The organism is Shimia sp. NS0008-38b, assembly GCF_040370365.1.
Lineage (GTDB): Bacteria > Pseudomonadota > Alphaproteobacteria > Rhodobacterales > Rhodobacteraceae > Shimia.
The window spans coordinates 121,992-147,807 of record NZ_BAABWQ010000003.1; the positions used below are offsets into that span (position 1 = coordinate 121,992).

At 54.1% G+C, this 25,816-nt stretch carries 31 protein-coding genes, 2 tRNA genes and 1 pseudogene; 17 read left to right on the forward strand and 17 right to left on the reverse strand.

Annotated features, from left to right (window positions below; genetic code table 11):
* Positions 1-36: 36 nt before the first annotated feature.
* The 3 genes from ABWV47_RS12585 to ABWV47_RS12595 all read left to right on the forward strand — a co-directional run bounded on the left by ABWV47_RS12585 (position 37) and on the right by ABWV47_RS12595 (position 1,386).
* Positions 37-804: a DeoR/GlpR family DNA-binding transcription regulator gene (locus ABWV47_RS12585; protein ID WP_353312319.1), complete on the forward strand. Its 768-nt coding sequence runs from the start codon at positions 37-39 to the stop codon at positions 802-804.
* 86 nt (positions 805-890) lie between these two features.
* Positions 891-967, forward strand: a tRNA-Arg gene (locus ABWV47_RS12590).
* Positions 968-1,296: 329 nt separating this feature from the next.
* Positions 1,297-1,386, forward strand: a tRNA-Ser gene (locus ABWV47_RS12595).
* Between the two features lie 82 nt (positions 1,387-1,468).
* On the opposite strand, the gene ABWV47_RS12600 is transcribed toward ABWV47_RS12595, so the two are convergent.
* The 8 genes and pseudogenes from ABWV47_RS12600 to ABWV47_RS12635 all read right to left on the reverse strand — a co-directional run bounded on the left by ABWV47_RS12600 (position 1,469) and on the right by ABWV47_RS12635 (position 6,854).
* Positions 1,469-1,813: a hypothetical protein gene (locus ABWV47_RS12600; protein ID WP_353312321.1), complete on the reverse strand. Its 345-nt coding sequence runs from the start codon at positions 1,811-1,813 to the stop codon at positions 1,469-1,471.
* A 181-nt stretch (positions 1,814-1,994) separates the two neighbouring features.
* Positions 1,995-2,504, reverse strand: coding sequence for a hypothetical protein (locus ABWV47_RS12605; protein ID WP_353313922.1), 510 nt, complete (start codon positions 2,502-2,504; stop codon positions 1,995-1,997).
* Between the two features lie 132 nt (positions 2,505-2,636).
* Positions 2,637-3,083, reverse strand: a pseudogene (locus tag ABWV47_RS12610) (bifunctional DNA primase/polymerase); the annotation flags it as partial.
* Positions 3,080-3,379: a winged helix domain-containing protein gene (locus tag ABWV47_RS12615; RefSeq protein WP_353312323.1), complete on the reverse strand. Its 300-nt coding sequence runs from the start codon at positions 3,377-3,379 to the stop codon at positions 3,080-3,082. The gene ABWV47_RS12615 and the pseudogene ABWV47_RS12610, both read right to left, overlap by 4 nt.
* A 96-nt stretch (positions 3,380-3,475) precedes the next feature.
* Complete coding sequence (locus ABWV47_RS12620; RefSeq protein ID WP_353312325.1) at positions 3,476-3,661, reverse strand: helix-turn-helix transcriptional regulator; 186 nt, start codon at positions 3,659-3,661, stop codon at positions 3,476-3,478.
* A gap of 100 nt (positions 3,662-3,761) precedes the next feature.
* Complete coding sequence (locus tag ABWV47_RS12625; protein WP_353312327.1) at positions 3,762-4,406, reverse strand: hypothetical protein; 645 nt, start codon at positions 4,404-4,406, stop codon at positions 3,762-3,764.
* Entirely contained in the window at positions 4,403-5,680 is a 1,278-nt protein-coding gene (locus tag ABWV47_RS12630) for a tyrosine-type recombinase/integrase (RefSeq protein WP_353312329.1), read from the reverse strand. Before ABWV47_RS12630 ends, ABWV47_RS12625 begins: the two co-directional genes overlap by 4 nt.
* A 652-nt stretch (positions 5,681-6,332) precedes the next feature.
* On the reverse strand, positions 6,333-6,854 hold the full coding sequence (locus tag ABWV47_RS12635) for a winged helix DNA-binding protein (RefSeq protein ID WP_353312331.1): 522 nt from the start codon (positions 6,852-6,854) through the stop codon (positions 6,333-6,335).
* Positions 6,855-7,023: 169 nt separating this feature from the next.
* On the opposite strand from ABWV47_RS12635, the gene ABWV47_RS12640 reads away from it, so the two are divergent.
* The 12 genes from ABWV47_RS12640 (at position 7,024) to ABWV47_RS12695 (ending at position 16,592) form a co-directional block, all read left to right on the forward strand.
* Positions 7,024-7,995 carry a TRAP transporter substrate-binding protein gene (locus tag ABWV47_RS12640; RefSeq protein ID WP_353312333.1) on the forward strand — a complete coding sequence of 324 codons (972 nt, stop codon included), beginning with the start codon at positions 7,024-7,026 and terminating at the stop codon, positions 7,993-7,995.
* A 69-nt stretch (positions 7,996-8,064) separates the two neighbouring features.
* Positions 8,065-8,613: a TRAP transporter small permease gene (locus tag ABWV47_RS12645; protein WP_353312335.1), complete on the forward strand. Its 549-nt coding sequence runs from the start codon at positions 8,065-8,067 to the stop codon at positions 8,611-8,613.
* An 11-nt stretch (positions 8,614-8,624) separates the two neighbouring features.
* Positions 8,625-9,920, forward strand: a complete 1,296-nt coding sequence (locus ABWV47_RS12650) for a TRAP transporter large permease (protein WP_502959704.1) — start codon at positions 8,625-8,627, stop codon at positions 9,918-9,920.
* 23 nt (positions 9,921-9,943) lie between these two features.
* Positions 9,944-10,657: a 5-oxoprolinase subunit B family protein gene (locus tag ABWV47_RS12655; RefSeq protein ID WP_353313866.1), complete on the forward strand. Its 714-nt coding sequence runs from the start codon at positions 9,944-9,946 to the stop codon at positions 10,655-10,657.
* Positions 10,654-11,676 (forward strand): 5-oxoprolinase subunit C family protein, encoded by a 1,023-nt coding sequence (locus tag ABWV47_RS12660; RefSeq protein ID WP_353312339.1) that lies wholly within the window; start codon positions 10,654-10,656, stop codon positions 11,674-11,676. The genes ABWV47_RS12655 and ABWV47_RS12660 overlap by 4 nt, the downstream gene beginning before the upstream one ends.
* Position 11,677: 1 nt before the next feature.
* The gene (locus tag ABWV47_RS12665; protein ID WP_353312341.1) at positions 11,678-12,451 is read left to right on the forward strand and encodes a LamB/YcsF family protein; all 774 of its coding nucleotides are present in this window, start codon (positions 11,678-11,680) and stop codon (positions 12,449-12,451) included.
* 1,119 nt (positions 12,452-13,570) lie between these two features.
* Entirely contained in the window at positions 13,571-13,924 is a 354-nt protein-coding gene (locus ABWV47_RS12670) for a hypothetical protein (protein WP_353312343.1), read from the forward strand.
* Positions 13,925-14,039: 115 nt separating this feature from the next.
* Complete coding sequence (locus ABWV47_RS12675; protein WP_353312345.1) at positions 14,040-14,741, forward strand: hypothetical protein; 702 nt, start codon at positions 14,040-14,042, stop codon at positions 14,739-14,741.
* 71 nt (positions 14,742-14,812) lie between these two features.
* Complete coding sequence (locus tag ABWV47_RS12680; RefSeq protein WP_353312347.1) at positions 14,813-15,196, forward strand: N-acetyltransferase DgcN family protein; 384 nt, start codon at positions 14,813-14,815, stop codon at positions 15,194-15,196.
* A 15-nt stretch (positions 15,197-15,211) separates the two neighbouring features.
* On the forward strand, positions 15,212-15,403 hold the full coding sequence (locus ABWV47_RS12685) for a hypothetical protein (RefSeq protein ID WP_353312349.1): 192 nt from the start codon (positions 15,212-15,214) through the stop codon (positions 15,401-15,403).
* A gap of 158 nt (positions 15,404-15,561) precedes the next feature.
* Positions 15,562-15,789, forward strand: coding sequence for a hypothetical protein (locus ABWV47_RS12690; RefSeq protein ID WP_353312351.1), 228 nt, complete (start codon positions 15,562-15,564; stop codon positions 15,787-15,789).
* Positions 15,790-16,061: 272 nt separating this feature from the next.
* Positions 16,062-16,592, forward strand: a complete 531-nt coding sequence (locus ABWV47_RS12695; RefSeq protein WP_353312353.1) for a DUF1415 domain-containing protein — start codon at positions 16,062-16,064, stop codon at positions 16,590-16,592.
* Positions 16,593-16,607: 15 nt separating this feature from the next.
* Here the strand turns inward: ABWV47_RS12695 and ABWV47_RS12700 are convergent, their stop codons facing one another.
* From ABWV47_RS12700 to ABWV47_RS12725, 7 genes are all read right to left on the reverse strand, one after another.
* Complete coding sequence (locus ABWV47_RS12700) at positions 16,608-16,829, reverse strand: hypothetical protein (protein WP_353312355.1); 222 nt, start codon at positions 16,827-16,829, stop codon at positions 16,608-16,610.
* A 32-nt stretch (positions 16,830-16,861) separates the two neighbouring features.
* Positions 16,862-17,035, reverse strand: coding sequence for a phage integrase central domain-containing protein (locus ABWV47_RS21055; RefSeq protein WP_502959705.1), 174 nt, complete (start codon positions 17,033-17,035; stop codon positions 16,862-16,864).
* A gap of 219 nt (positions 17,036-17,254) precedes the next feature.
* Positions 17,255-18,106 carry a D-amino acid aminotransferase gene (locus ABWV47_RS12705; protein ID WP_353312357.1) on the reverse strand — a complete coding sequence of 284 codons (852 nt, stop codon included), beginning with the start codon at positions 18,104-18,106 and terminating at the stop codon, positions 17,255-17,257.
* Between the two features lie 12 nt (positions 18,107-18,118).
* The gene (locus tag ABWV47_RS12710) at positions 18,119-18,874 is read right to left on the reverse strand and encodes an amino acid ABC transporter ATP-binding protein (protein WP_353312359.1); all 756 of its coding nucleotides are present in this window, start codon (positions 18,872-18,874) and stop codon (positions 18,119-18,121) included.
* A 5-nt stretch (positions 18,875-18,879) separates the two neighbouring features.
* Positions 18,880-19,752, reverse strand: coding sequence for an amino acid ABC transporter permease (locus ABWV47_RS12715; protein WP_353312361.1), 873 nt, complete (start codon positions 19,750-19,752; stop codon positions 18,880-18,882).
* Positions 19,752-20,516: an amino acid ABC transporter permease gene (locus ABWV47_RS12720; protein WP_353312363.1), complete on the reverse strand. Its 765-nt coding sequence runs from the start codon at positions 20,514-20,516 to the stop codon at positions 19,752-19,754. Before ABWV47_RS12720 ends, ABWV47_RS12715 begins: the two co-directional genes overlap by 1 nt.
* 81 nt (positions 20,517-20,597) lie before the next feature.
* Positions 20,598-21,431: a transporter substrate-binding domain-containing protein gene (locus tag ABWV47_RS12725; RefSeq protein WP_353312365.1), complete on the reverse strand. Its 834-nt coding sequence runs from the start codon at positions 21,429-21,431 to the stop codon at positions 20,598-20,600.
* Between the two features lie 105 nt (positions 21,432-21,536).
* Between ABWV47_RS12725 and ABWV47_RS12730 the strand changes: the two genes are divergently transcribed.
* Positions 21,537-22,460: a LysR family transcriptional regulator gene (locus ABWV47_RS12730; protein ID WP_353312367.1), complete on the forward strand. Its 924-nt coding sequence runs from the start codon at positions 21,537-21,539 to the stop codon at positions 22,458-22,460.
* A gap of 455 nt (positions 22,461-22,915) precedes the next feature.
* Here the strand turns inward: ABWV47_RS12730 and ABWV47_RS12735 are convergent, their stop codons facing one another.
* Together ABWV47_RS12735 and ABWV47_RS12740 are read right to left on the reverse strand one after the other, a co-directional pair.
* Complete coding sequence (locus ABWV47_RS12735) at positions 22,916-24,172, reverse strand: hypothetical protein (protein ID WP_353312369.1); 1,257 nt, start codon at positions 24,170-24,172, stop codon at positions 22,916-22,918.
* A 132-nt stretch (positions 24,173-24,304) separates the two neighbouring features.
* Positions 24,305-24,658 carry a hypothetical protein gene (locus tag ABWV47_RS12740; RefSeq protein WP_353312371.1) on the reverse strand — a complete coding sequence of 118 codons (354 nt, stop codon included), beginning with the start codon at positions 24,656-24,658 and terminating at the stop codon, positions 24,305-24,307.
* A 335-nt stretch (positions 24,659-24,993) separates the two neighbouring features.
* Between ABWV47_RS12740 and ABWV47_RS12745 the strand changes: the two genes are divergently transcribed.
* Entirely contained in the window at positions 24,994-25,641 is a 648-nt protein-coding gene (locus ABWV47_RS12745) for a hypothetical protein (RefSeq protein ID WP_353312373.1), read from the forward strand.
* Positions 25,642-25,816: the final 175 nt, after the last annotated feature.

Below are 25,816 nucleotides of genomic sequence, written 5' to 3' on the forward strand. Positions count from 1 at the left end.
CCACGCCTTAGAGACCTGAAACGAAAAAATACGAACATGCGCAACAGTTTTCGAGAACGAGAAATCCTTGAAATTGCCCGCAGCAGCGGCAAGGTCACCGTTGATGGTTTGGCAGAACGGTTTGATGTGACCGTGCAAACCATCCGCCGAGATTTGACACAATTAGCCAACGCGGGCCGCTTGGAGCGGGTGCATGGCGGGGCGGTTTTGCCTTCAGGTGTGCGCAACATTGCTTATGAAGAGCGCAGCCGGGTCAATGCCGAGGCGAAAGCCGCGATGGCTGCGGCCTGTGCGGCTCAGATCCCAAATGGCTCCTCCCTCTTTATCAACATTGGCACCACCACCGAAGCATTGGCCAGCGCGCTTTTGGGCCACGATGGCCTGTTGGTGGTGACCAACAACCTCAATGTGGCGCAGATTTTAGCCGGCAATGCGCGCTGTGATGTCTTGGTGACCGGCGGACGTCCGCGCCCCGAGGACGGCGGCTTGGTGGGGCCCATTGCAGTGCGCATGGTGCAAGACTTCGCCTTTGACTTTGCGATTCTGGGATGCTCCGCGATCTCAAAAGATGGCGCGGCCTATGACTTTGCTATGGATGAAATTTCTGTATCGCGGGCCGCGCAAGGCTGCGCGCGCGAAACATGGCTTCTGGCGGATCACAGCAAATTTGCGCGCAACGCCCCGGCGCGCATTTTGGATTTTGAAGACGTTGACCGATTGTTCACCGATGTTTTGCCTGAGACGTTTGATGCGATTTGCACTCAGAAAGCCACGCGAGTTACGCACAGCGCAGAACGCCGCTAATTTTCGCACCCACGGCGTTGACAAGCGCAGTGCGCTGTATGAAAGGTGGCGGCGCAGGCCACGGCATGCAATGGCCATTTGGCGATGGCCCCTTAGCTCAACTGGATAGAGCAGCTGACTTCTAATCAGCAGGTTGAGGGTTCGAGTCCTTCAGGGGTCGCCATTCTTCCCCCCCCCTGACTCTTTGAACGTGCTTCGGACCGATCGCGCGCGTTACAGCGCAAATACCGCTTGGCCATTGGGAATGCCGCCTGATGGCAGAGCGCACCAAAGCCAGGGCTGGCGCACGCTCAGGCATTGCCAACGCACTGAGGCGTATCCTTGGAGGAGCAGGGTTTTGGTCGCCCATCGGGACGGAGTCGCCAGCAACTCAGCGGCAGGCCAGCCGCGAAACCTGCCATTGGTGTGACGCGCACTCTTCGAGAAAGGATTTCGCAGAAATCCTGTTTTTGGGTCTTGTGTCCCCTGTGCGCCGCAAATATACGGGTCGACGGAGACGTGGCCGAGTGGTCGAAGGCGCTCCCCTGCTAAGGGAGTATACCGGAAACGGTATCGAGGGTTCGAATCCCTTCGTCTCCGCCACTAGGCCTTGATTTTGATGAAAAAAACACGCAGCGCCGCCATTACCCGCCAAAAAACCCGCCAAAGCCAAAAAGGCTTCCATCTATGGCCTGTATCGCCACTTTCGGAACGGCCCAACTTCCATAAACGGACAGTTGTTTCCTGAGTAATCGGTCCGAACAATCTTGTCGTTCTGGTCCACTTGCAAAATTCGTTTACAGTTTACAAGATTTCCAAATCCATGGCTGTCGTCGTGCCAAGTATACAGCTTGCGCCCCGCTATTGTTTTCTCTTCAGCAGGAAACCCCCATTGGTCAATTGCTTGACCGAGGTTCGCTCCCAGCCAGGATTGCATAATGCTATCCATCAATCTGTTTGCGGAAGCCGGTTCTCCGAAACCCAAAAAGCTGGCGCACGCAGCAGCACATAAAATAGCTGGTTTAGCCATGGTCTCCCCTTTCAAATGAATTTAGGCCAATGCCTTCAGAAAATTCGGCCAAATGGGAACGCTACCCAGTTTTGCGGCGTACGGTATTAGGAACTAAGTCAATAACGGCAAGGTAAAGGCAAGGATAGCCCAGCAAAATAGTGTCGACATAGGTTGCGTCGTTTTCGCCGCACATATGTAACTATAGACCTCTTGCGGGGAGATAAGCGCAATTATTCTCTGAGCGGGCAATCAATCGTTGGGGCGCTAGCAGGCAAAAACCTTTGCCGTGTTTTGCAGCTCTGTGCGACTGCACCTGCTGAATCAGCCCGGCGTTTTCCAAGGTTCTTCTAGCAGCCAAAAACTTGCGCTCAGACAGATTGAGCAATCCGGCACCGCGCATCGCCACACCATTCAATCGAAAGACGGTTTCCGGCCTGTGACCATGAGCCTCGCACAAACAAGTGTACAAGGCCAACGCTTCGGCAAAATTGCGATATTGCCGCAGTGCCGCCATTGCCAATCGATTGATTTCAAACACACTGTTTTTTCTTTCAAAAAGGCGGTTTTCCAACCGAAGTTTCCAAGCCCAGCTTGAGATGCCCTCGACTTCCTTGATCGTTATCGTTTCTGGCGACGAGCATTCCTCAGTCCTGTCCCACTCAAGGTTTCCATTCAGTTCTTCTAGAGTATCAACTGACCGCGCATACATGAGGGCACGGCTGAGTAAGAATTCGTGCCTCTGCCCCATTGGTACCTTTGGGTGACCTTGTGGCGCGGTGCGAGACACCTGATCCGGCTGCTCAAGTGGATCTAGCCGTGTTTCACCAAGATACCCTGCAAGTTGCGAGTACTTTCCTCCATCCGCTCGAACCGAGGTTGGCCCCAACACATATTCATTGGGGCCGGTTTTCACGTCCACCGGCAAGCCCTCAGACTTCAGGTTCAGTCGGTACGGTAATTTTCCCCCGTAGTAGAGGTGCGCCCCTCTAGGGGACTTCACCGTGACTGTAGACCATCCAAATCTGTTCTGGAGTCGGTCAAGCAGGCTCTGGTCGTACACATCGCAATCCAGAACCGTAACTGCATCTAAGCGGACGCCATAGGCCGTCGAACCAACTCCGACCATTGGCCCCATGACTTGTGAAAGGGTAAGTCGCCTATCAGCCCAACCCTTTGTTATTGGAGCCTTCCCCGAAGCCCCTCCAACAGGCAAAAGCGAAAATCCTTTCCGCGACAGGAACGCAATTTGATCCGCGAGTTCGTCGCTTACTCTTTTTCTCTGCTTCATTTTGCGCCCCCAATCGAGAGGGCAAGGCACTTCAACACATACCGCGCATGAGTGCCGGGGAAGTCGCCTTTGTGCGGCTCGTGCCGTGTTTCAATTTCGACGCCCATGTTGCGCAAATTGTGAATATAGGCTGACCAGCGCACGGCGGGGTAGTCGAGGCTTGAACAGCCCACATCGCCAGCTTCGATCAGGCATTCGAGCGCCCATCGGTTCCGGCCTGACACAAAAACATCGATTTCGCGGCCATCGGTCAGAATGATTGCAAAGCCTTTTTGGTTCCATTGTTGTGTAGTCATAGCAAGGTCGTCCTCTTGCAAAGCCATGCAAGAGCGGTAAGCTCAATTCGTGCTGTGAATTTTGGAGCCGCCGCCCTTGTTGGGTGGCGGTTTCTTCTAAGTGGTGGTCGCGGCTTTGGCCGCTTCCCACGCTTCGATTTCAGAGAGTTTCCAGCGGGTACAACGCTCCGAAAGTTTTACCGGCTTCGGGAAAGTCCCAGCCTTAGCCCAAAGCCAAGGGGTGGTACGATGAACACTCAAGCGCGTGCTGATCTGTCGATCTGATAGGTAGGTCTCTGGCATTTCATTGCTCCAGTCGTTTCAACTGGTGTCAATGATGCGCGACAAGCTTCACATTCTCAGGTCTCACGTTAATCCGCTACGCGAGACCCAGAACCACCAGTTACTTCGTGTCTTTGAAAACATTGGCATGACCAAGGTTGTGAAAATACCTTTGCGCCCACTTCCTGACCTCCTTGTTCACCCAAGTCGATTTGACAGCTTTTGGCGTCACTTCGTGCCGACCAGCCTTTATGAAGGCTGCTGAGATTATGTCTTGCCCTCTTTTCTCACTGTCAGCGCAGCTGTGTTTCTTTTCATCATTTCGGGTGGGGCGAATATGAAAATTGTCTCTCAGTTCCACCAACAAGAGGACTATGAAAAAATTTCGGTCCCAGTTTTCTTCGAAAGCAGAACCCCTTTTTCGCTTAATTTTCGGCTCCCAATCGCCGCCTAAAACGCGAGTTATAAACCGCCGTTCCCACTCATTCAGAGGGTGCGCCAAATCAACTTTGGTCGAAACAACTTGCCGATAGAGGCGTTCAATATCCCAATGTTCTTCCGCCTCCCAATAGAAGGCTTCTGCATACCGCCCTTCATCATAGAATTGGGCACTCTGAGCGGCTTCCGGTGTAAGTCTAACTTTGAAGATTTGTTGGGCTAGAAGGTGTCGTGGTCCAAATTCAGACTGCTCTTTCGCTTCTTCCACATACTCCAAGACTTCACCGTCAATGTAGCGTTGGATATCAGCCAGTTTAGAGTTTGTCACAGGGTCACCACGTTGTTTTTGCCCTGCTCATTGCTAACCAAAACATCCGACCAACAATCCATCATGCGCCGCCGCTTTTCGATCATGTCACCGCGCCGATACGCAGCCTCCACCAAATTGCTGATTTTGTGCCCAAGCGCGACTTCAGCCATTTCACCCGGAAACTTGGTATGTTCGGCTACCCAATCCCGAAACGTCGAGCGCAAGCCGTGCGGCACCGCCGCCTTGCCGCTTCTGGCATCCACAAAACCGCCCTCTTCTGCTTCGTGTATACGCCGCATTGTCGCGGACAGTGTCATGTCCGACAGCTGCCCACCGCGAGAGGCAGGAAAGACAATCTCCTGCCCCTCAAATCGCGGCAAATCGCCCAAAAGCGCCAACGCGTTTTGAGACAGCGGAACGCGATGCTCTTTGCCAGTCTTGGTGCGCTGGGCCGGTATGGTCCAAATGGCGCGTTCAAGGTCTATCTCATTCCAGACTGCGCCGCGAACCTCGCCTGAACGCGTCGCGGTCAACGCCAAAAGCTCCAAAGCCCGCGCGCCCATACCTTTGCGCTTCCTTAGTGCTTCAAACCAGTGTGGCGCATCTTCGATTGAAAGAGCCGCATGGTTTGCCTGCCCCTTCACCTTGTTCGGTGCTGGCAAAAGCTCTTTGAGGTTGCCCGCCCAGCGCGCGGGATTGTCGCCAGATCGGTGCCCTGCCACGGTGGCCCACGACAGGACAGCCTCTATGCGACCTCTTAGCCTTGAGGCCGTTTCTGTCTTTGAAAGCCAGATCGGCTCTATGACCCGCAAAACGTCTTGAACGGCAATGTCGTTTACAAACGTAGAGCCTAACTCTGGCACCGCGTATGTTTTAAGTGTCGCGGCCCATTGCTTGCGGTGCTTATCGTTTTTGAATGCATCCAGCTTAGAAGCGAGGCAACGCTCAACCGCTTCCTCAAAGGTCAAATTCATGCGCTGGGCGGCTGTGATTGCGCTTTTGGCCGCTTTACGCTCCGCAACTGGGTCTATGCCGCCTTCGATGCCTAGTCGCACCTCACGCGCTTTCTCACGCGCCTGAGCAAGTGTAACGCTGGGATAGCCGCCCAAACCGATTTCTCTACGCTTGTCGCCCACCTTTGTTCGCAACACCCAAGACCGCCCACCGTTGGGTGTGATCTGCAACAACAACCCCGAAACACCGCCCACAGCAAAGGTCGCGTTTCGCCCCTTGCCGGGGTGTTCCAGCCGCTTCACTTCGAGCGAAGATAGCTCTTTTGCAAGTTTCGGCATGGCGTCGGCCTCCGCATACCCATCATCCTACCCGCCATAAGATATGCAACCCATCGCAACGCAATTCAACACCTTCCGAATGCAAATCCTCGTATTGCGTATAAATTCAAAGATTTGCAGACTTTTGGCGTCTCTGCGCAACAGCAGAATGGCGGCCTTCGTCTCCGCCACCCACCATTTTCATTCAATTCTGTTGGCACTCATTCAACCCCTTATGGGGCTGTTTTGGTTGATTTGTCTGCATTCATTGTTGCTATTGGATTTCTTCGATTAGACTTGCTCCTATGCAATACGTGGTATGATTTCTGGTGGTTTCGAGGATCAGAGACCTACAAGCAGACGGTAAATCGATCAGACATAGAGATGATGTTCTCGCCAGCAAGACATGCGGCTGCTTCTCCTGCCAGATTGTATTTGCACCTGAGAAGATAGAAGTGTGGTGTGACGATCAATGGCATCCTGTCGGCGCGACAGCTCTCTGCCCCCGCTCAACGCTGGATCGTGCGGGTTACTGTCAAAGGGCAGCGCTTGCGAAAAATTCTGAAATGGCCGCCGTTTGGGGGGAGAGAGGTCAGCGAACGATCAACATAAGGGAGAGTGTCCTTCGAAGACATCGGTCGGACCGGTCACGTTCATGGAGCGAGCTACGATTTCAAAGTGTCGCAGCGGCGCGGCTGGCCTGGTCGTAGTGGCCGGACAAGGCGCGTAGCATGCGAGCCAATTCACGCAGGTCTGCACCACTCATTTCCGTAGGTGACAGCCCGTCAAGCAAACACTGCCGCCGCACATCGCGGTAGGCTTCACACAGCGCAACCCCATCCTCCGACGTGCGATAGAACACTTCCTTGCCCCTTTTTTCTGACACCAGCAATCCGGCCTTGAGCAATTTGCGCAGGGCATAGTTTACCGTATGACTGTCTTCGATGTTCAGCAGAAAGCTGATGTCGGAGAGCCGCTTGTCCCTGTCCCGATGGTTGACGTTGTGCAGGATCAGAATTTCGAGAGGGCTGAGGTCGGGGTGACCCGCAGCGGCCATGCAGCGTGTCACCCATCGCGAAAAGGCGTTGAACCCAACGATCAAGCCAAACTCGAGCTCTGACAACTCCCAGCCGCCGCCTTCGGCCAGATGGCGAGAGGAGACGATTCGGCGGTCAGCGGGGGTTTTGTCGGTCATTTCCAGCTCTCTTCCTGCGCAATTCGCTGATATTTTCCGCATAAGATGCCGATATTTCCTCAACATTTCAATAGTCGCGACCAACTTTGGCACCCAACAATGATAAAACGTTGACGAAATGTAAGTGTAATGTAAGCCTAGTTCAATCTAACAAAACAGGGAGAGCACAATGCTCATTTCACGAATTATTGGCGGGACAACCGCTGCTCTTGCGGGTCTGGCCATCGGTGCACAGGCTGAAACATGGGACATGCCAACACCGTACCCAGACGCAACCTTCCACACGGTCAACATCTCCGAATTTGCCGCTGATGTGGCCACTGCAACAGAGGGCGCGCTTGACATCAAAGTTCATTCGGCAGCATCGCTCTTTAAACACCCCGAAATTAGCCGGGCTGTTCGCAGCGGTCAGGTGCCCATTGGCGAATTCTTCCTGTCACTTCTGGCCAATGAAGACCCCGCTTTTGGCGCGGATTCACTGCCTTTCCTCGCGACGAACTACGAAGATGCAGAACGGCTTTGGGCTGCACAGAAAGACGCGATTTCTGCGCTTCTGGAAGAACAGGGCATGATGGTTCTCTATTCGGTGCCATGGCCGCCGCAGGGACTTTATACCAACAACGAAATCACCTCGGTTGAAGATCTCGCAGGGTTGAAGTTCCGCACCTATAACGCCACCCTCGAAGAATTCGCAAACCTCGCAGGCGCCGCGCCAACACAGGTCGAAAATCCGGATATTCCGCAGGCTTTCAGCACCGGTCGTGTTGAGGCGATGATCACCTCGCCTTCGACCGGCGTGAATTCCAAAGCGTGGGACTTCCTGACCCATTACACCGACATTCAGGCCTGGATCCCGAAAAACGTCGTGGTGGTGAACACCCGTTCGTTCCGCCGTCTGGACGACGCGACACAGGCCGCGGTTCTTGAATCAGCCGCCGCTGCGGAAGCGCGTGGTTGGGAAATGAGCCGTGCCGAAACCAAGGCGCAGACTGCGGTTCTGGCGGAAAACGGCATCATCGTCGTCGAGCCTTCCGAAGAACTGATGACAGGGCTGCGCGAGATTGGTGCGCAAATGCTGGAAAACTGGACCGCCGAAGCAGGTGACGCCGGTGCCGCACTTCTGAGCGCCTACGGGCAGTAACCACGCGAGGCCGGGCGCGCACCACACCGCGCCCGGCCTAATACACACCTGACCTGTAAGGAGGCAGCCATGCGGCACGCCTTGAACACTATCTACCGATTGGCCGGCGGGCTGGCTGCGTCTTTCATTGTCGCCATCGTGGCCATAGTCTTCGTGCAGGTTTGCCTGAACCTAGCAGACAAAATCGCCGCCGCCTTCACTGGAACCGGTCTTGGGCTGACAATCCCGTCTTATGCGGATTTCACCGGCTTTTTTCTGGCTGCTTCTACCTTTCTTGCGCTGGCCTATGCGCTGCGGGCGGGCGGGCATATCCGCGTCACGCTCCTGCTCAGCCGCCTGCCGACGCGTGCGCAGCACGGCTTTGAAATCGCCGTCGTCGCAATTGCCTTGGCGATGAGCGCCTTTGCAAGTTGGTATATCATCCTGCTTGTCTATGAATCTTTTGAATATGGAGATCGGTCGTCTGGCATGGTCTCTGTTCCGCTTTGGTTGCCGCAACTGCCCGTCGCGTTTGGCCTGATCATTCTCACAATTGCCCTGCTCGACGAACTGGTCGGTCTTTTGCGCGGTCGCACCGCGTCTTGGGACGGCAAGGGCGAAAACTTGCTGAGCGAATAGGAGCCCAAGCCATGTCTATAGCCGTCCTTTCGATCATTCTCATTGTCCTTCTTTTTGCCTTCCTTGGTGCGGGGCTTTGGGTTGCCTTTTCGCTGCTGGGGGTGGGCATTGCCGCAATGGCATTGTTCAGCAACGCGCCCTTGGGCCTTGTTATGGCGACAACCATGTGGGGCCATTCGAACTCCTGGGCTTTGGCCGCGCTGCCGCTGTTCATATGGATGGGCGAAATCCTGTTCCGGTCGCGCCTCAGCGATGACATGTTCACTGGCCTTTCGCCATGGATGAACCGCCTGCCCGGGCAGCTGTTGCATGTCAATGTCTTCGCCTGCGGGATCTTCGCGGCGGTGTCCGGGTCGTCGGCGGCAACGGCTGCCACAATCGGCAAGCTTTCGATCCCTGAACTGTCGCGGCGCGGCTATCCCGAAAAGATGGTGATCGGGACGCTGGCCGGTTCGGCGACGCTGGGGCTGCTGATTCCGCCGTCGATCATCTTGATCGTTTATGGTGTGGCAACCGAGCAGTCCATTGCGCGGCTGTTCATCGCGGGGGTTCTGCCTGGACTTCTGCTGATGACCCTATTCGTGGGATATGTCGCTGTCTGGGCCATCTTGAACCGCGACAGTCTCCCTATGGAGGACATCTCTGCCACCTTCCGTGAGAAGCTGCGTCGTTCCCGTCGTTTGCTTCCGGTGATGTTGTTGATCGGCGGGGTGATCGGCTCGATCTATGCTGGCATCGCCTCGCCCACGGATGCTGCGGCGGTTGGGGTTGTTCTCGCGCTGATCCTGTCGTGGAGTTCCGGCACGCTGACCCGTGCGAGCTTTGTTGATGGCTTGATGGGTGCAACTGTGACGTCCTGCATGATCGGTTTCATCCTTGCGGGCGCGTCTTTCCTTACCGTCGCTATGGGCTTTACCGGCATCCCCCGCATCCTTGCCGAATGGATCGGCGGGCTTGGTCTGTCGACATTTACCCTCCTGGCGGCGCTGACGGTGTTTTTTGTGATCCTTGGCTGCTTCCTTGACGGGATTTCGGTTGTGGTGCTGACCGCCTCGGTCATTATGCCGATGGTGCAGCAGGCCGGAATTGATCCGCTGTGGTTTGGCATCTTTCTGGTGATCGTGGTTGAAATGAGCCAGATCACCCCGCCGGTGGGCTTCAACCTCTTCGTGCTGCAATCCCTGACCGGGCGCGATATTCTGACAGTTGCCTATGCCGCGCTTCCGTTCTTCTTTTTGATGATTGTTGCGTTGGTTCTTATCGTGATCTTCCCCTCAATCGTGACCTACCTGCCGGAGCAGATGTGACCCACCCCTCCCCTGAATTCCCCATGATCCGCACCGGAGGTGTGGACGGTCTTCTTGTCAGCTTTGGCGACAGATTAAGCGAAGCTGCCAACCGCGCTGCGCTTGCGTTTCGTGTTGCCGTCGAAGCCGAAGGCTGGGACGCGATTGAAGAAACGTCGTCCACCCTGGTGTCCTGCTTTATCCGCTTTGATCCTTTGCAGCTGCCGCATGAGATTGTGAAAGCGAAAGTCGAAACCTTGGTCAAAGGCCGCAACTGGTTTGACGCAGCCTTACCAACGGGGCGGCGGTTCTGGCGCATTCCAACAGTTTATGGCACCGAATTGGCCCCGCAACTTGCGCAGGCCGCCGCGGCAGCGGGGATGACCGAAGCTGAGGCGGTCACATCCCTATCAGGCGCGCGCGTGCGTGTGCAGGCGCTCGGTTTTGCGCCCGGTCAGCCCTATCTTGGGGAATTGCCGGAAGCGTGGGACATTCCCCGCCAAAGCCAATTGACGGACCGCGTCCCGCAAGGTGCGCTTGTCGTGGCGATCCGGCAATTCGTGCTGTTTGGCGTTTCGGCACCAACCGGCTGGCAGCATGTCGGCCAGACGGCAATCAATCTGTTCCAACCCAAGGCGGACGAACCGATCCTTTTGCGGCCCGGTGACGAGGTGCGCTTCATTGCCACTGATCCCGCGTCATTGAACAACATGCGCAGCGATCCCAATGGCGGCGCGACCTACGAGACAATCAAATGAACGCCAAACTGACGATCTTACGCGCAGGTCCCAGCATGACATTGCAGGACATGGGGCGCCCCGGCCATCTGGCGTTAGGCCTGTCGCGTGGGGGGGCAGCAGACCGGCTGGCGCTGGTCGAAGGCGCAGCGTTGCTGGGTCAGCCTGCTGATACGCTTGCGTTGGAAATGGCCGCGTTGGGTGGAGAATTTCAGGCCAACGAGGACGTTCGCATCGCCCTGACAGGCGCGCCGATGCGGGCCACAATCGACGGCGAGGCGGTGGTCTGGAATGCGTCGCACAGGCTGCCTGCTGGTGCGCGCTTGTCCATCGGCGCCGCCACCGCGGGCTGCTATGGCTATCTGCATGTGGGCGGTGGCATTGTTGCGGACCCTTTTTTGGGGGCTGCGTCCGCGCACCTTGCTGCCGGAATAGGCGCGTTGTTACAGGCTGGCGAAACGCTGAACATTGGCCACGACATTGGGCGTGAAACAAACATGATGATTGAACCCGAAGACCGCTTTCACGGCGGTGCGGTTCGTCTCACCCCCAGTTTTCAAACCGATCTTTTTGGCAAGGCCGAGCTGGACCGCCTCCAAGCCGAACCGCTGCGCCGTGCTGCGCGGGCAAACAGAATGGGTGTGGCCTTGACCCCTCAAGGCGGGGGATATCACGTCGAGGGCGGGCGCAACGTTGTGTCTGAAATCGTACTGCCCGGCGACATCCAGATCACCGGCGATGGCGTGCCCTTTGTGCTGATGGTCGAATGCCAAACCACCGGCGGATATCCTAGGATCGGCACAGTTTTGTCCTGCGATCTGCCACGGGTGGCACAGGCACCAGCAGGGGCGGAACTGCGGTTTCGCTTTGTCGATCTCCAAGAGGCCGTAGAGTTGGAGCGCACAGAAGCCAAACGGCGCACAGAGCTGGGCAAGCGCTGTCGCCCATTGATCCGCGATCCGCGTCTTATGCGCGATCTGCTGTCATACAATCTGATCGGCGGAGTGGTCGCCGGAAACGAAGACATTGAGGAAATATAGAATGACACAAACGGTCGATCTGAACGCCGATATGGGCGAAGGTTTTGGCGCTTGGAAAATGGGCGATGATGCGGCCTTGCTGGATATCGTGACCTCCGCCAATGTCGCCTGCGGGTTTCATGCGGGCGACTGGGACGTGATGGCCGCAACCATGAAGGCGGCGGCGCAAAAGAGCGTTGGCATCGGCGCGCATCCGGGTTTTCCTGATTTGCACGGCTTTGGTCGGCAGCGGATGACCTTTCCCACTGAATCCCTTCAAAATATTGTGCGGTATCAATTGGGTGCCGCTCAGGCGATGGCACGGGCCGCTGGCAGCTCGGTGCGCCATCTTAAACTACATGGCGCAATGGCAAATATGACATCCGAGAATGAGGCGATGGCCACGGCCTGTTATGAAGCCGCACTCGATATCGCTCCCGATATTATCATTATGGTTTTGGCTGGCACAGCCCAGCAGCGCGCCGCATCTGCGTTGGGCTGCAAGGTTGCTTGCGAAATTTTTGCGGATCGGGCCTATAATGATGACGCAACTCTGGTGGATCGCGCCTTGCCCGGTGCCGTGATCCATGACCCGGACATGGCAGGCCGCCGCATGGCTGACATGGTCCGTGAAGGTGCAATCATCACCGAAAGCGGCAAACGCATCCAAACACGTATTGATACGATTTGCCTGCACGGTGACACGCCTACAGCGGTCCGCATTGCTACCGAAGTTCGCCGTGCATTGCACGATAGCGGTGTCACCCTCGCGCAGTTTGAAGGACGGCCCGTCTAACCCTGAGGTATCACTCGCCGCCGCCGCCAACTGTGCCAAAAGACGCAGCAGTCTCATGCAGGACGGCCATGACCTTTTCACCATACGTGAAACAGGCTGAAATTTCGGCTGGGCGACCACATGGGTATAGCCCAGTTCGGGTGCGAACGAGCGGGTCACCACGTTGTTGCGCATTGGTGAATGCGTGGCAAAAGGCTCGATCCGTCCGAGGGCAAGGGTGTCTGTGATACGGGCATACCCGGAGCGAGGTCTCTGCAAGGCGAGATTTGACGAAAACTGGTGGCCAGTGCCCTTGAGCACACCAGTCGTTGCATGCCAGTCCACGGCTGCATCGGGCAGAGTGCGCACAGCATTCTTGTGCGAAGACTGAATTGTTGTCGGCTGAAACAAAACATCAACCGGTTCGAGGTTACTGGGAGCCGTGGGCCAAAAAAGAAGGTGATGGAGAGCGTGTATTCGCCAAGGAAATTTTCACGTTTTTCACAGGCTTGGCTCCTTTAGGCCATCGTTCCAACGTCGAAGATGCGAAGTTCGAACGCTGGTTACCAACGATTGCTCTTGATGATGCATGTCCGCTTCGACGGGCCGAACCGCAGTATCAGCCCCTTAGGCCCAAGGTCCATTGAGGGCCGGTCATGTCGGCGATATCTCGATCAATGCTCCATGATGCCATCAAGCGGAGAATGTTTGGAATGAGCCCGCTTCTCCAAATTCCACCGCTCAAGTGACTGTCTGTTTTCGGCGGTAGGCCTCGGAAACAAGATTGGATCAGCTTACATTGCTATTCACAAGCTAGTTGACTATGCTGGCTCTACAAACGTTGTGGTCTTCTGCGGCTCAGGCGCCTCGCCTGCCGAAGCGAACTGCAAACGCCATCATGAAAATTCAAATGTCACATGCCGCTAGCAGGGGCCTGATGCTTGGGAAGGTTGCCGATGTGATCGCGCACGACCACGTCGCCATGCAGAGTCCGCTTTTGCTTAGCGGTCCGCAAACTTGGGAATTGAAGCCGGCCTTGAACGACGACCAGTCGATCAGTCCGGCCCAAAAACGACCCTGACACGAAATCTTGTCAGGCAAAAATAGTGTGGCGGCGCTTTCTCCGTCAAAGGATCAAAAATGACTTTTCCAGAATGGACGAAACCCGGCATCTACGGTGCTTTGGGTGGCGCGATCGCGATTTCTATCATTGGCTTTACTTGGGGTGGTTGGACCACGAGCAGCAACGCTCAAGCCATGGCACAGAAAATGGCAAATGACGAAGTGACATTGGCATTGGTGCCGGTGTGTCTTGGTCTGTCAGCGGCGGATTCAGAACGCGTCGAAAAACTTGCCACTCTTCAAGATCTCTCTGGGTTTGGCCGCCGCAAGGCAATGATGGAGACGGGTTGGGCCACACATCCGGGTTCAGATAAGCCAGATCGCAACCTTGCAGACGCTTGTCTGGCGGAGCTTGCGTTAGATGAGTCATAATTCGCAAGCAACGCGGCAATTACCCTTAAAAGTCCGCAGCGCACGCTTGTTGAAAGACACCCGAGTGGTTTGGAAACTTTTCTTCGGTCCAATGTTGGCTCTGTTGCTTTTTTCAATGCCTGTTTTGGCCCAAGCCATTCCGGAAAATGCCAGCGCAAAGAAATACAGCGATGGTTGGGAATGTGATCTCGGATATCGACTCAACGGTGAAATCTGTGTAAGCGTTGAGGTGCCCGAAAACGCCTATGCGACCAACCATAGATATGGTCTCGGCTGGGATTGCCTTCGTGGTTTTCGCCGGGAGGATCGTAAGACTTGTGTTGCTGTCCGTGTCCCCGATGGCGGGTTTCTAGACCCTTCAGGAGAACGCTGGCAGTGTTTGCGTGGATTTATAAAAGTCGACGATACCTGCCAAGAGGTCGTCGTGCCTGAAAACGCCTATCTGATAGATGCAACCTATGGTTCCGACTGGGACTGTGAACGTGGGTTTGAGAAAGAGGGTGATCTTTGCAACGCAATTGCGGTTCCGATCAACGGGTATTTGAACGGATCCCGCCATGGTCAGCCGTGGACATGTGAACGCGGTTTTTTCCAGAAGGGCAGTCTTTGCGAGGAAGTTGTGGTCCCTGATTTCGCATTTTTTGACGATGCAACCTACGGCGTGGGGTGGAAATGCCAGAGGGGATACAGGGTCCACAATGGGGGCTGCGAAATCATCGATGTCCCAGAGAACGCCCATCTTGACAGAACCGGGAACCATTGGGAGTGCAACCGAAACTTCCAAAATTCCAAGGGTCTCTGCGTTCTGAACAACTAGGCAAATTGCATCCGGACTTCGGCTCCAATTGCCATTGGCGAAGCTCCGGGTGCTCTCGAAAGGAAAATGAGATGAAGACCGAACTTCGATCAGCAGAGACCATGCGCCCTCCCGTCAGAGGCGCCCAATCAGCGCAATTGACAGATGGCGCAGCAACACACTTATCTACCCTCACTCGGCTCGCTGTACTGCCAACAGCGACGGTCTATTGCGAAGGCAACTTCGCCAAAATTGACGGTAAGACTGCCAACGGCCTTGTGCGTCATTCCGAGGCTTACCGCGTTGTCTCAGTCATCGACAGTGACCACAGCGGCGCAGACAGTGGGGTTGTTCTGGATGGTGCACTCAACAACATACCAATCGTCGAAAGCCTCGATGCTGCTGTCACCCACGAAACCATCTTGCCTGATACTTTTATCTTTGGAATGGCGCCGTCAAGCCCCGGTGAAACCTAAAAAGGAGATTGCCACATGGTGAGACGGACAAAAGCAAACGTGTTCAAAGCGCAAAGCCCCAAAGCGGAAACACCGATGGACAAGACAACCCGCATCGTTCGAAAGATGGTCGAAGACGAGGCAGAGCAGAGACAGGCCAAAAACAACCGCCTCCGCAAAGCGCGCCTCGAACGAGAGGCAAGCCTGCCGAAGAAACCTTCGCGGTAGTGCATAAAACAGATCTAAGCTTGACCACCACATTGTGACACTACATTTGTCACCCGCGCCTTTGAAACGTCAGGGCCGCTGGAACACACACAAAGGATTTGCCTATGGCGCACGCGGACGAGAGCACAACAAAAGTTCATTACATTTGTCAAACGTACGTGGAACAAAAGCCCGGTCGTGGAGGGCAATCAGGCCTCAAGGTCGACAAACAATTCCAATACTCAACGGCGTCAGAAGCCCAGAACCGAGCTGAGCGGGAAGCCCTGTCCGAGGATTGTGCCGGTGCGGATGCCTATATGATTAGTGAAGACCCAAACAGCGGCGAAGTCGGATCACCCAGCTTCCTTGTCCGGCTCGGAAATGTCCCGGAATTTGACGAGTTCTAGAATTGGCAGCCGGCATAGAATCGGCCCAACACATTGGTTCATTGATCAATTTCCGCTTCCGAGACGCTACAGCGCAAGGCCCGGTGCAGGACGCTTGCCGATGGCGAAGGATGGTATGACACAGTCGACGGTTGTGACTGCGTCGAGGATGGTTTTGGCTTCTGTAAACAAATTGGAAATATGGACAGAACGTGCTTTAAGCTCGTCAAACAAGAAAGGATTTACGTATCAATAAGTTCGATCCAAAGACGCTATCCATAGCTCATCAAGACGTGGTTAAAAACACCCGTCGATGGCTTGAACAAATGGTAGTAGGACTAAATCTTTGCCCCTTTTCCCCGAGCGTCATAGCCCGAAACCAAGTCCATTTTGCCGTATGTGATGCCACTAAAGATGCACCACTAAAGCAGTTCTTTGTGAATGAACTACAGCGCTTGCTCGAGACTAACGAAAATGACGTTGCCACCAGCTTGCTCATGTTTACACAAGGAATAGAGGACTTCGATGATTACCTCACCTTGCTCGATTGGTTTCAGCAGCTATTGGAGCAAGCAGACCTGACGGAGCATGTGCAATTGGCATCATTTCACCCTCAATATCAATTTGAAGGTGTGGCTGCGGACGATCTCAGCCACTTTACCAATCGCTCCCCCTATCCAACCATACATCTTTTGCGTCAAGATCAGATGACCAAAGTCCTCGCTCACGTTTCGGATCCCGAGAAGATCTATTTAGATAACATAGAGACGTTGAATAAACTTGGTCGCCGACAGGTTGAAGCACTCTGCCCTTGGGGGAAATAAACGGTTTGCATTGACTTATTGCTGCGTCCGTCGTCCGGGTTTCGGGTGCGGGGGTAGCCTAAACTTTGAGGCGTCTAGGTCGAGCTTGGCCCATGTCGCCATGCGTGTCTCACCCAACCGCGCTGCAGTTAAGTCCGTAAAGCCCAGAGCACGCGCGGCGACGTCGCGACGCGTGCCCCGGTCAGGCATAAAACTTGCAATTGCGGCATGAGGCAATGCGAGGTGATGCTTGACCACCCGTACTTTTGTTGGCTCTGGCAAAAGGTGATCTAAAGGCCCCGCCAACGCGCTGGATTGTCTCCGACATGGATCCCAAAGGCGGTTGCGAAATCCAGTACTGCCTCAATTTGTTGGCGGACACGGTTGGCGGTTTCTGTTTTCGCAGACCAGATGCGTGTCAGCCACCCCAAAGCTATTCGAAATCGTCGTTGATCCGCACGCATTGACGCTCCATGCGACACACATTGCTGATATGGTTGTCGCTGCACAATATGGTCCAAACGTCGATGTGGCCAAGGTTCTGCGCTTTTGCGACCAGTTCGGCGACCGATGTGCAGGGTTTCGCAATATGGCGCGCGGTGTCGCGAAATCAGGGATGGCAGAAACTGTGCATAGTCCGCAGCCGCAAAGACATCCTTGTCGCCCGGGCCTCCCCCCCGCGGTCACACCATTTTCATGGAGGTTCGCATATACTCATTTCGGAGTGCGGTGCTGACAGGACCAGGAGCGCCGCCGCCTATTGCGTGGTTTTCAACGTTGACCACTGGGTTCACAAAGCCAGAGGCAGAGGTCGCGAAGGCTTCCTTTGCGGATAGGAGCTCTTCAATCGAAAACGCTCGTTCGATCACCTTCATCTGAAGACTTTCAGCGACCGCAAGGACCGCTCTGCGCGTGATACCATGCAACACCGTATCATTCAGCTGATGCGTGATGATCTCGCTCTGGTCATTCACAATGTACACATTGCTTGAAGAACCCTCTGTGATCAGCCCATCTCTGTGCATCCAAACATCGTCAAAACCAGCTTTGATAGCTCTGGTCTTGACCAAAGATGAATACAGGAGCTGAACGGTTTTAATGTCCGCACGAAGCCAGCGTTTGTCTTCGACAAGCTGCACCGATGCACCTATTTTTGCAGAAGGGTTTTCAACCAATTTCTTAACCTGAGAAAAAAGAACCACGGACGCCGACCCTGTCATCTCAGAAAAGTTGAAATCTCGATCCGCCGCACCGCGCGTCACCTGTAGATATATCACGCCTTCCGCGAGATCATTCTGGTCAATGATTTCTTGGTGCAACGACCTTAGTTCGTCATTGTCAAAACTGATTTCAAAATCAAGCTCGCGCATAGAGCGCTTCAAGCGCGCCATATGAGCTTCAAAATCAATCATCTTACCGTCTGCCACCGAGGTGACTTCATAAATTGCATCCGCAAATAGGAACCCACGATCAAAGACAGAAATTTTGGCCTCGTCCTCGGGGACGAAGTGACCGTTCACATAAACGATACGCATTTTTGTTTCCTTTTACAGAACTTGGCCTAAGAACGCCTGCGTTCGCGGGTCCTGTGGATTATCAAAAAGCGTCGCTGGCTTCCCGTGTTCGACAATCACACCTTTGTCCGTGAAGTAGACGTGGTCAGCGATTTCACGTGCAAAACCCATTTCATGAGTGACCAAAATGCACGTCATTCCATTGGCAGCCAGGTCTTTGATCGCGACCAAGACTTCCTTCACTGTCTCTGGATCAAGCGCGGCTGTCACTTCGTCAAAAAGCATGACATCCGGGTCCATTGCCAGCGAACGCGCGATTGCCACCCGTTGTTGCTGTCCTCCTGAAAGTTCGCCCGGATAGCTGCTTTCTTTGCCTTCCAGTTTCACACGCTTGATCAAAGCATGCGCCTTATCTTCAACCTCAGACTTGTTTTGTTTCAACACTTTGATGGGGGCCATCATGACGTTTTCCAACACGGTTTTGTGGGGAAAGAGGTTGTACTGTTGGAACACCATCCCAACCTTCTTGCGCAACGCGAGTTTGTCGAGTTTTGGTGCATGCACTTCCAAATCTTCAACTTTGATAGAGCCCTGCTGGATATCATTTAACCCGTTGATACAGCGGATCAGGGTGGATTTGCCCGAGCCAGATGGGCCGATGATACAGATCACTTCCCCTTTCATGACATCGAGAGACACACCTTTGAGCACTTCTAGCGAACCAAAGGATTTGTGGACGTCTTTCAGTGAGACAATGGGCTCTGCATCGCTCCAGTTTTTTGTGGTCATGACGGTTACCCCTTGAGTGCAAATTTGCGTTCCAGGCGCACGGTCAAGCGTGCGATTGGATAGCAGTAGACAAAGAAAATGAGCAGAGCGAAGCCAAAGAACGGCACCAGAAGCGAGGGGTTGTTCCCTTCGGCTTCCATCGCTTGGCGACTTAGTGTGACAAGTTCAGAAACGCCCAGAAGTGAAACCAACGGCGTGGCCATGGTCAGGATTGCAAACCAGTTCATCCAAGGCGGCAGCATCCTTTTGAAACACTGCGGCAGAATGATTTGCCACATCGTTTGGCGGCGGCTGAACGCAAGGCTTTCCGCGGCCTCCCACTGAGCGGACGGCACCGATTGGATCGCGCCGCGCACGATCTCGGCGATGTTCGCCATAATCGGCAAGCTGAGACCAAAGACTGCCTTCATCCAGTCAGGAATTGCAATGTATGATCCTCCAACCTGAATTTCGAAGGGTAAGGTCAACATCACGATAAAGAGCAGAACCAACCAAGGTGAGTTTCGAAAGACTTGGACCATAAGCCAGCTGAACTTGCGGATAATGCCGACGTCAGACACCCGGCCGAGCCCAAGCAAAACCCCAGACAGCGTGCCAAACAGCATCGTGAACAAACTGATAAGGATGTTTTGGGCGAACCCTTTTGTGACCAGAAGCGGCAGCCATTTCCACAGAATTCCGAGGGCGGCACTGGTGCTATAGGCCGTCTGCGCGGACGCGATTGTTGGCCAGATCACGATAAGCGACGCCATAACTGGGAAGGTCCACAGCGGCAAAGAGGCGAGCCAGCGCGAAAACCCGAGCGGGTCAGGTGTCTTGTAGGTCGGCTCTAGGATGACGGGAAGATCGGTTGAGCCGGTGTGAAGATGTCGGTCCATCAGCTGTTCTTTCCAAATCCGGGCACCATTAGCTTGTGCTCCCAGCGGTTCATGCCCAAGGCCAATATGCCCACGAGACCGATGTATGCGAAGAAGAGCACAGTCATTGCGGCGTTCTGTGCGGAGGAGTAGTCATTCCAGATTGAAACCATTTCGTACAAGAGCTCGGGTACAGCTATGGCAATCGCCTGCGTGGTGGTTTTGACAAGATTGATAAGATTGTTGTTGAGCGACGGGAGACTGACACGTAGCGCAAGCGGAAAGGTCACGTTGGTGTAGATTTGGGCCCGATTGAAGCCCAAAGCTTCGGCAGCTTCCTGTGTTGATTTCGGCACCGCTTCGATGCCCGCGCGAAAGATCTCTACGTTGAAGGCTCCCGCGAAAAAGGACAGCGAGATGATCGCCCAACCAACGTTTGAGATAATCGGCTGTTCTGTCCATCCGTCCGCGCCGGTCACCGTCGGTGTAAACTGGCCCAACGCGAAATAGAAAAACAGCAGTTGGATCATCGGTGGTGTGTTGCGAAAGATTTGAATGTAGCCTTGTACCAGCCATCGTACGAACCGGATAGGCGAGCTTTGTGCAAGCGCGCCGACAACGCCAATGATCACACTTAAGACCACGCAGACCACAGACAGCTGCAAAGTGACGATAAGCCCGCTTACAACGCGCTCCCATTGCCTGGGCTCGTAGAAGAAGATGAAGTTCCACTTTGGGTGGTTCTCCGCCATCGTGCGGAAATACTCCTGAATTAGCTCAATCATAGCGCCTCTGGACAGCAGATGAGGAGCGCCACCAAGAAATCTACGGCGGCGCTCGTTTAGAGGTGAAAGTGTTGGTTTGGCTTATTCAGAGAGCCAATCCACAAAGCGGTCTTGCTGATCAATCAAGAACTGGCTTTGCTGGATGCCCCATTTTTCCTCAAGTTCAAGGAGTTCGCCGGACTGTAGCCAGCCATACTGCATGCCCGACATGAACTTGCCAAAGACACAGCTTTCCTCTCCTTTTGGCACGGCCAGACCCCATGGGTTGTCGTCCTCGGTTTTCAGCGGCATCTCGTAGTCACCGTATTCACCAGATGCGAGATCCGCAGCGATGGAGCTGTCGTCATAGACCCAAGCCACACATTTTTTATCGCGTAGGGCTTGTTTGGCTTCTGCGTTGCCGGTGAATGCGATGACTTCAGCGCCATGACGTTCTTCGATGATTTTATTGTAAAACGCCCCCTGCTTGCCGCATACGGGTTTGTCTTTCAGTTGCGACCAATCCGTAAATCCAAGCGCCTTGGGGGCCATGATATTGGTGCCCGATGTATAGTAGTTGGGCTGTACCACGCCAACGATGTCGCGGCGGTCCGCACGATCCGACATGGTGGCAATCATCAAGTCAATTTTGCCCTGCTCTAGAAACTGCATTCGGTTCGATGATTGCACACCAACCAATTCCAGCTCCACTCCGAGGGTCTCGGCCACTTGCGCGGCCATGTCAGCTTCCATGCCAATCAAAGAGCCGTCGCTGTTTAGATACCCCCAAGGCTTGGTATCTGCTTTTACCCCAACAACAATTGTGCCCCGGTCCATAATCTTGTTCCAAGTATCGTTGGAACATTGGGCAAAAACGGACGAGGCGGTCGTTGCCAGCAGCGCGGCTGCGGTGGTCAATGTTGACAAAGTTTTCATTGGTATCTCCCGTTGGTGATATTTTTTGTTTCAGAAAAACTGGCACACTCCGAGATTTGCTTCCAATGCCAAGGCAGTATAGGTTATGCCGAAAAGGCATAACCTATGGATCTCGTCTGGTTAGAAGATCTCGTGGAGCTTGCAGCGGCGCGAAACTTCTCTGTGGCCGCCCAAGCGCGCGGCATTACACAACCGGCTTTTAGCCGCAGAATTCGCGCTCTTGAGCACTGGGTAGGCGCGCAGCTCATTGATCGCAGCACCTATCCTGTAAAACTAACCGTGGCTGGTGAAAACGTGCTCGAAGTCGGGCGTCCGATGATCCAAAATGCACATCGGGTGCGCGATGAGTGTCGGCAAATGACACTTCCAGAAAATGGGACGCTCAGCTTTAGCGTGCTTCACTCTATCGCTTTGAAATTGTGTCCCGATTTTCTGAAGCACATGGAAAAAACTGTCGGTCCGTTCCGCACTAGAATTGAAGCGTTGGACTACTACGAAACGATTGATGCGCTTTCGTCTGGCCGATGTGATTTGGCTTTTTGCTATTCTCATCCTTGGGGGCCACCAGTCCTTACGGCTGGCCACTTTCGGACCCTGACGCTTGGTCGCGATCCTTTGGTGCTTGCAGCGCCGCCAGAGGCTATTGAAGCGATCGAAAAACATCTTGCTCTTGGGGCGGGTAAACTGAACATGCCGCTGGTGGCGTATACGCCCGATTGTTTCTTGGGAAAAATGCAAGAAGTGCTTGCGCGACGTCTACAAGGCACCGGGATTTCGCTGCAGACTGTCTTTGAATGCTCGATGTCTGAGGTCATCAAGCGCATGATTCTGTCGGGAAGTGGCGTCGGCTGGCTCCCGAAAAGCGTCATCGAGCGAGAATTGAAGACACAAAGATTGGCCATACTGTCGACCGCGCAATCACAAGCTGAGCTCGACATCATCTTATTTCGCAGTCAATCACCGGGAAACTCTACCGTTGAACGTCTCTGGAACGCAGCCACCAAATCAGCAATGCTTCAACACAACTGACTGCTTTTTTCTGCCAAAAAGAGGGTCGCAAAATCGAATTCAGTGCGCGAAGTCGTTGGGTCGCAGGTAAGTTACATCGCCGCCCGAAATTTGAAACATCTTGTTTGCAAACCCGCCAGGACAAAATGGTCGAACTTAGTCTGGTGTGGTGAAACCTTTTGAGACCAGGTGGTGGGATTCAACGCCACACGCAATGGGAGTGCCCGGGACGCTCAAGTGTTGGGTAAAAAGAACGGTCGCCATGCTCATGTCGGAAAAGCGTCTACGGAGTTTGGTGTCGCTTTTGAAGATCAGAGCCGCATTATTGCACCAAGAACCGCGATGGCTGGGCACAAACCCAAGATCAGGGGTCTATCCTGTGTCAGCCGTGACATTGGTGAAGAGGTTAGGCGGAACTTACAAATTGGCTTGCCCATACCAAAGCTGTCAGCATGGGCAAGCACTTGCTATTGGGCTTAGTTTAGGGCCCCAACGAAATGAGTGTCTCCGAGGAGGACGAGAGTCTCGTCACCATCTTCCATTGCGTAGCCATCACCCAGAAGCTTCGACAATCCGGCTTTTGCGGGATGGTCTTTTGCCACACGCCAGATCAATGAATAGGACATCGACGCATTCTCCGGCAGCACTGGGAACTTCACATCCAATGTACCTTCGTAGTTAGCGGGAACTTCGAAATCAGCGACGATTTCCTGATCTTCCGCGGTCACCTCAGCGACGCTCTTCAGGTCTAGGCCGTCAACACTCATCGCAACCGTCTCACCAATGGGCACGTTCCGGCAGCGAGCGACGAACCGGAAGCTGGCTGGCGTGTCATCATTGTTGTAGAACACCAGTGGCTCTTCCCCGGTCGAGGAGACGTTCACATTGTGCCAACCCGCAGCACCATTGTAGGTGATCCAATGGACGGAACTGCTGTTGTTCCACTGGGTCCCACTGATCGAGGCCGGATCGTTTGTAAAGAACTCCGTCTGGGCACAAACAATCAAGCAATAGTGGCCCGCACCCACCGGTTCGAAGCCAAATGACGTGTCACAGGCAGACCGTTCACCAGGGCGGATCACTTTCTGATTGTTTATATTCACCAGATCCGCGGTTTGCTTGCTCCCATCATAGGTGAACAATTGGGTCCAAGAACTGGGTGGCTGATTAAACCCATTTGACGTGTAGTAGATTTTGATTTCACCTTGCTTGATAGGCACCTGCAGATTTTTGTTCTGCCCACGCCCATAGGTATTATTTTTCAAGCCAGGCGCCGGACCCCAAGTTGTTTGATCCCACTTCGTGATCATGTCGTAGGGGTCAAGTGTCGTGATACCGTTTAGCAGCACGTCTGGGCTGGCTGTGAAGGAACCCGTCTTGGGGATCAGGCCATCGTTGGAGGTGTTGCAACGTACCAACATACCGTACCAAAGACGGTAACCATAATTGGCCGCTCTCAGGCAGTCCGACAGGTTTATGCCCGTGGCAGCATTCATGTATTCTGCAAGATGGTTCGCATCCATCTGAAGTTTTTCATCGCTCCAGAACGTGTCGCCATACAAATTCCCAACAATAGCGGCCAGCAAGTTTAGATCACCGGGAGGTGGCAATCGGCGCCAAACCGTTTTTAGAGCCGTTTGAGCATTGTCGCCTTGGGTGAAACACTTCAATCCCAGATCCCAATATTGTTGGTTTGGGCCTACTGCGAGTTCGGGCACTGCATACATATTCATAACACTTCTCCTGAATGTCTCCGGCACCGGATAGGGACCAGCGCCGAAGCGGCAATCACATTGCTCTATGGTCTTAATTGAAAGGACACCGACCCGGACACTGTTGTCCGGGTCAGGCTGAATTGCTTCGGCTCAGCACTTACCGAATGATTTGGAGACAATAACCTTGCCGGCCACGCTGATGGTGACACGTACACCGGTGGGAATGCCCCAAGTGGTGCAGATGCTCAAGCAAGCCTCCGCCGCTGTTCCGTCGGGAATGATGCTTGGGATCGGAAAACAATATTTGCCAAATCCCAGGGGCAGGTTCAGACAGACTTTGCCATCTTCAACGGTGACAGAAATACAGCCACCAGCGAGTGACAGATGTCCGTCTTCCGCGGAATCGATCGATGAAGGGCTAATTTTGTTTTCAAAGTGACCCTGAGCGGCATCAAGGGCAGCCTGAATGGCCTTGTCGTCAAAGCTGTGGAAATCGTTCGCCATAGTCATTCTCCATGTCAAAATTTATTTTGCCGTTGTGAACCGGCTGGATTGTGCAGAAGGACACCCTTGCTGCACCTTCAAGACTTGCCGAAAAACCGCAGCATGTCCTGAAAGCGGCCTGAAACCATTCCGAAATTTCTTGCCCGAACATGAAATCTTGGAAGAGCGGAATTTCAGATAGATTTCAGAAAAAATTCAGGACTTCCGGTGGGATCGAGGCCACACTCGAGCAATAGCGCGCGTCCGTTTTGACACTTGGTAAACCTCTGGAACTAATCACTTTTCGCGTGTGATTGCTGTGAGTGAACTCAGGTGGAAGCAAAAAGAAAGACAATATGGAGTTGAGAGTAGCCCGAATGACAGGCATCCAAGTTTTTCCTTATTTCGGCTCATTATCGCTCGAAGTGTTTCCCTGTGTGGAAGCTTCGGAAGGCCAGCATGCCTCCGGCGGGCTTCAGGGCATGGCTTACGAGGCGCTGGAGCTGCGCAACGCCCGCTTGATGGGCGAGCTAAATATTGGAGCAACTTATATCGGGATTGGGAAGAACGAAGCTGGCGAACACATCCAAACGCACTGGATGTACTGTACGCAAGTCACTCCGCATCCGACTTTCGGGATTTCCCGGAACCACCGCATTCCGGGTGTGTACGGGCCTGCCCCGTTTTTGGGCACCTCGCTTTTTGTCACTCAAGAGCCGTTGCGAAACATTGTCGGACTGAATGGCGCAACCCCAACCAACCTTGGCGTGGCCGAGTTTCGTCTAGGCGATAGCGGTGATCTGGTCGCGACCGCCTTCGGTGTGCCCCACACAGTGGGAATTCGAATTGACCGTCCCTTCCTTCCGCCCCACTTCCTGACAGGGGCAAACAACCTAGTAATCACGGGTGAATCCGTGCGAACCGGTCAGACAGTTGTGCTACAGCGGCTGACCTGTCTCCGTGCGAGCGCCCCCGCTCTATTTGTGCAGGAAGATCCGCTGTGAAGGTTTGCTTTGCGCCTCACTCGGAATCCAAAGGCGGATCAGTCGCGCTCTTTGAGGGCAAAATATCGCCTCTTGTACCAGATCCAAAAATCGTGGGGTCAAGATTGGCTGCCACACCCGTTAACTTTTCTGTTGAACATAACCCGCCCATGTACAATCTTAAGCTTACGGGCAA

What these genes read in the sequence shown, in the direction of transcription:
- ABWV47_RS12720 (WP_353312363.1), bottom strand. Translation starts at nt 20,516, where the DNA reads ATGATTGAGCTAATTCAGGAGTATTTCCGCACGATGGCGGAGAACCAC.
- ABWV47_RS12660 (WP_353312339.1), top strand. Translation starts at nt 10,654, where the DNA reads ATGAACGCCAAACTGACGATCTTACGCGCAGGTCCCAGCATGACATTG.
- ABWV47_RS12740 (WP_353312371.1), bottom strand. Translation starts at nt 24,658, where the DNA reads ATGGCGAACGATTTCCACAGCTTTGACGACAAGGCCATTCAGGCTGCC.
- ABWV47_RS12745 (WP_353312373.1), top strand. Translation starts at nt 24,994, where the DNA reads ATGGAGTTGAGAGTAGCCCGAATGACAGGCATCCAAGTTTTTCCTTAT.
- ABWV47_RS12680 (WP_353312347.1), top strand. Translation starts at nt 14,813, where the DNA reads ATGAAGACCGAACTTCGATCAGCAGAGACCATGCGCCCTCCCGTCAGA.
- ABWV47_RS12635 (WP_353312331.1), bottom strand. Translation starts at nt 6,854, where the DNA reads ATGACCGACAAAACCCCCGCTGACCGCCGAATCGTCTCCTCTCGCCAT.
- ABWV47_RS12665 (WP_353312341.1), top strand. Translation starts at nt 11,678, where the DNA reads ATGACACAAACGGTCGATCTGAACGCCGATATGGGCGAAGGTTTTGGC.
- ABWV47_RS12735 (WP_353312369.1), bottom strand. Translation starts at nt 24,172, where the DNA reads ATGAATATGTATGCAGTGCCCGAACTCGCAGTAGGCCCAAACCAACAA.
- ABWV47_RS12710 (WP_353312359.1), bottom strand. Translation starts at nt 18,874, where the DNA reads ATGACCACAAAAAACTGGAGCGATGCAGAGCCCATTGTCTCACTGAAA.
- ABWV47_RS12605 (WP_353313922.1), bottom strand. Translation starts at nt 2,504, where the DNA reads ATGTATGCGCGGTCAGTTGATACTCTAGAAGAACTGAATGGAAACCTT.
- ABWV47_RS12600 (WP_353312321.1), bottom strand. Translation starts at nt 1,813, where the DNA reads ATGGCTAAACCAGCTATTTTATGTGCTGCTGCGTGCGCCAGCTTTTTG.
- ABWV47_RS12675 (WP_353312345.1), top strand. Translation starts at nt 14,040, where the DNA reads ATGCCTGTTTTGGCCCAAGCCATTCCGGAAAATGCCAGCGCAAAGAAA.
- ABWV47_RS12645 (WP_353312335.1), top strand. Translation starts at nt 8,065, where the DNA reads ATGCGGCACGCCTTGAACACTATCTACCGATTGGCCGGCGGGCTGGCT.
- ABWV47_RS12715 (WP_353312361.1), bottom strand. Translation starts at nt 19,752, where the DNA reads ATGGACCGACATCTTCACACCGGCTCAACCGATCTTCCCGTCATCCTA.
- ABWV47_RS12640 (WP_353312333.1), top strand. Translation starts at nt 7,024, where the DNA reads ATGCTCATTTCACGAATTATTGGCGGGACAACCGCTGCTCTTGCGGGT.
- ABWV47_RS12615 (WP_353312323.1), bottom strand. Translation starts at nt 3,379, where the DNA reads ATGACTACACAACAATGGAACCAAAAAGGCTTTGCAATCATTCTGACC.
- ABWV47_RS12705 (WP_353312357.1), bottom strand. Translation starts at nt 18,106, where the DNA reads ATGCGTATCGTTTATGTGAACGGTCACTTCGTCCCCGAGGACGAGGCC.
- ABWV47_RS12730 (WP_353312367.1), top strand. Translation starts at nt 21,537, where the DNA reads ATGGATCTCGTCTGGTTAGAAGATCTCGTGGAGCTTGCAGCGGCGCGA.
- ABWV47_RS12650 (WP_502959704.1), top strand. Translation starts at nt 8,625, where the DNA reads ATGTCTATAGCCGTCCTTTCGATCATTCTCATTGTCCTTCTTTTTGCC.
- ABWV47_RS12630 (WP_353312329.1), bottom strand. Translation starts at nt 5,680, where the DNA reads ATGCCGAAACTTGCAAAAGAGCTATCTTCGCTCGAAGTGAAGCGGCTG.
- ABWV47_RS12685 (WP_353312349.1), top strand. Translation starts at nt 15,212, where the DNA reads ATGGTGAGACGGACAAAAGCAAACGTGTTCAAAGCGCAAAGCCCCAAA.
- ABWV47_RS12585 (WP_353312319.1), top strand. Translation starts at nt 37, where the DNA reads ATGCGCAACAGTTTTCGAGAACGAGAAATCCTTGAAATTGCCCGCAGC.
- ABWV47_RS12620 (WP_353312325.1), bottom strand. Translation starts at nt 3,661, where the DNA reads ATGCCAGAGACCTACCTATCAGATCGACAGATCAGCACGCGCTTGAGT.
- ABWV47_RS12670 (WP_353312343.1), top strand. Translation starts at nt 13,571, where the DNA reads ATGACTTTTCCAGAATGGACGAAACCCGGCATCTACGGTGCTTTGGGT.
- ABWV47_RS12655 (WP_353313866.1), top strand. Translation starts at nt 9,944, where the DNA reads ATGATCCGCACCGGAGGTGTGGACGGTCTTCTTGTCAGCTTTGGCGAC.
- ABWV47_RS21055 (WP_502959705.1), bottom strand. Translation starts at nt 17,035, where the DNA reads ATGCGTGCGGATCAACGACGATTTCGAATAGCTTTGGGGTGGCTGACA.
- ABWV47_RS12725 (WP_353312365.1), bottom strand. Translation starts at nt 21,431, where the DNA reads ATGAAAACTTTGTCAACATTGACCACCGCAGCCGCGCTGCTGGCAACG.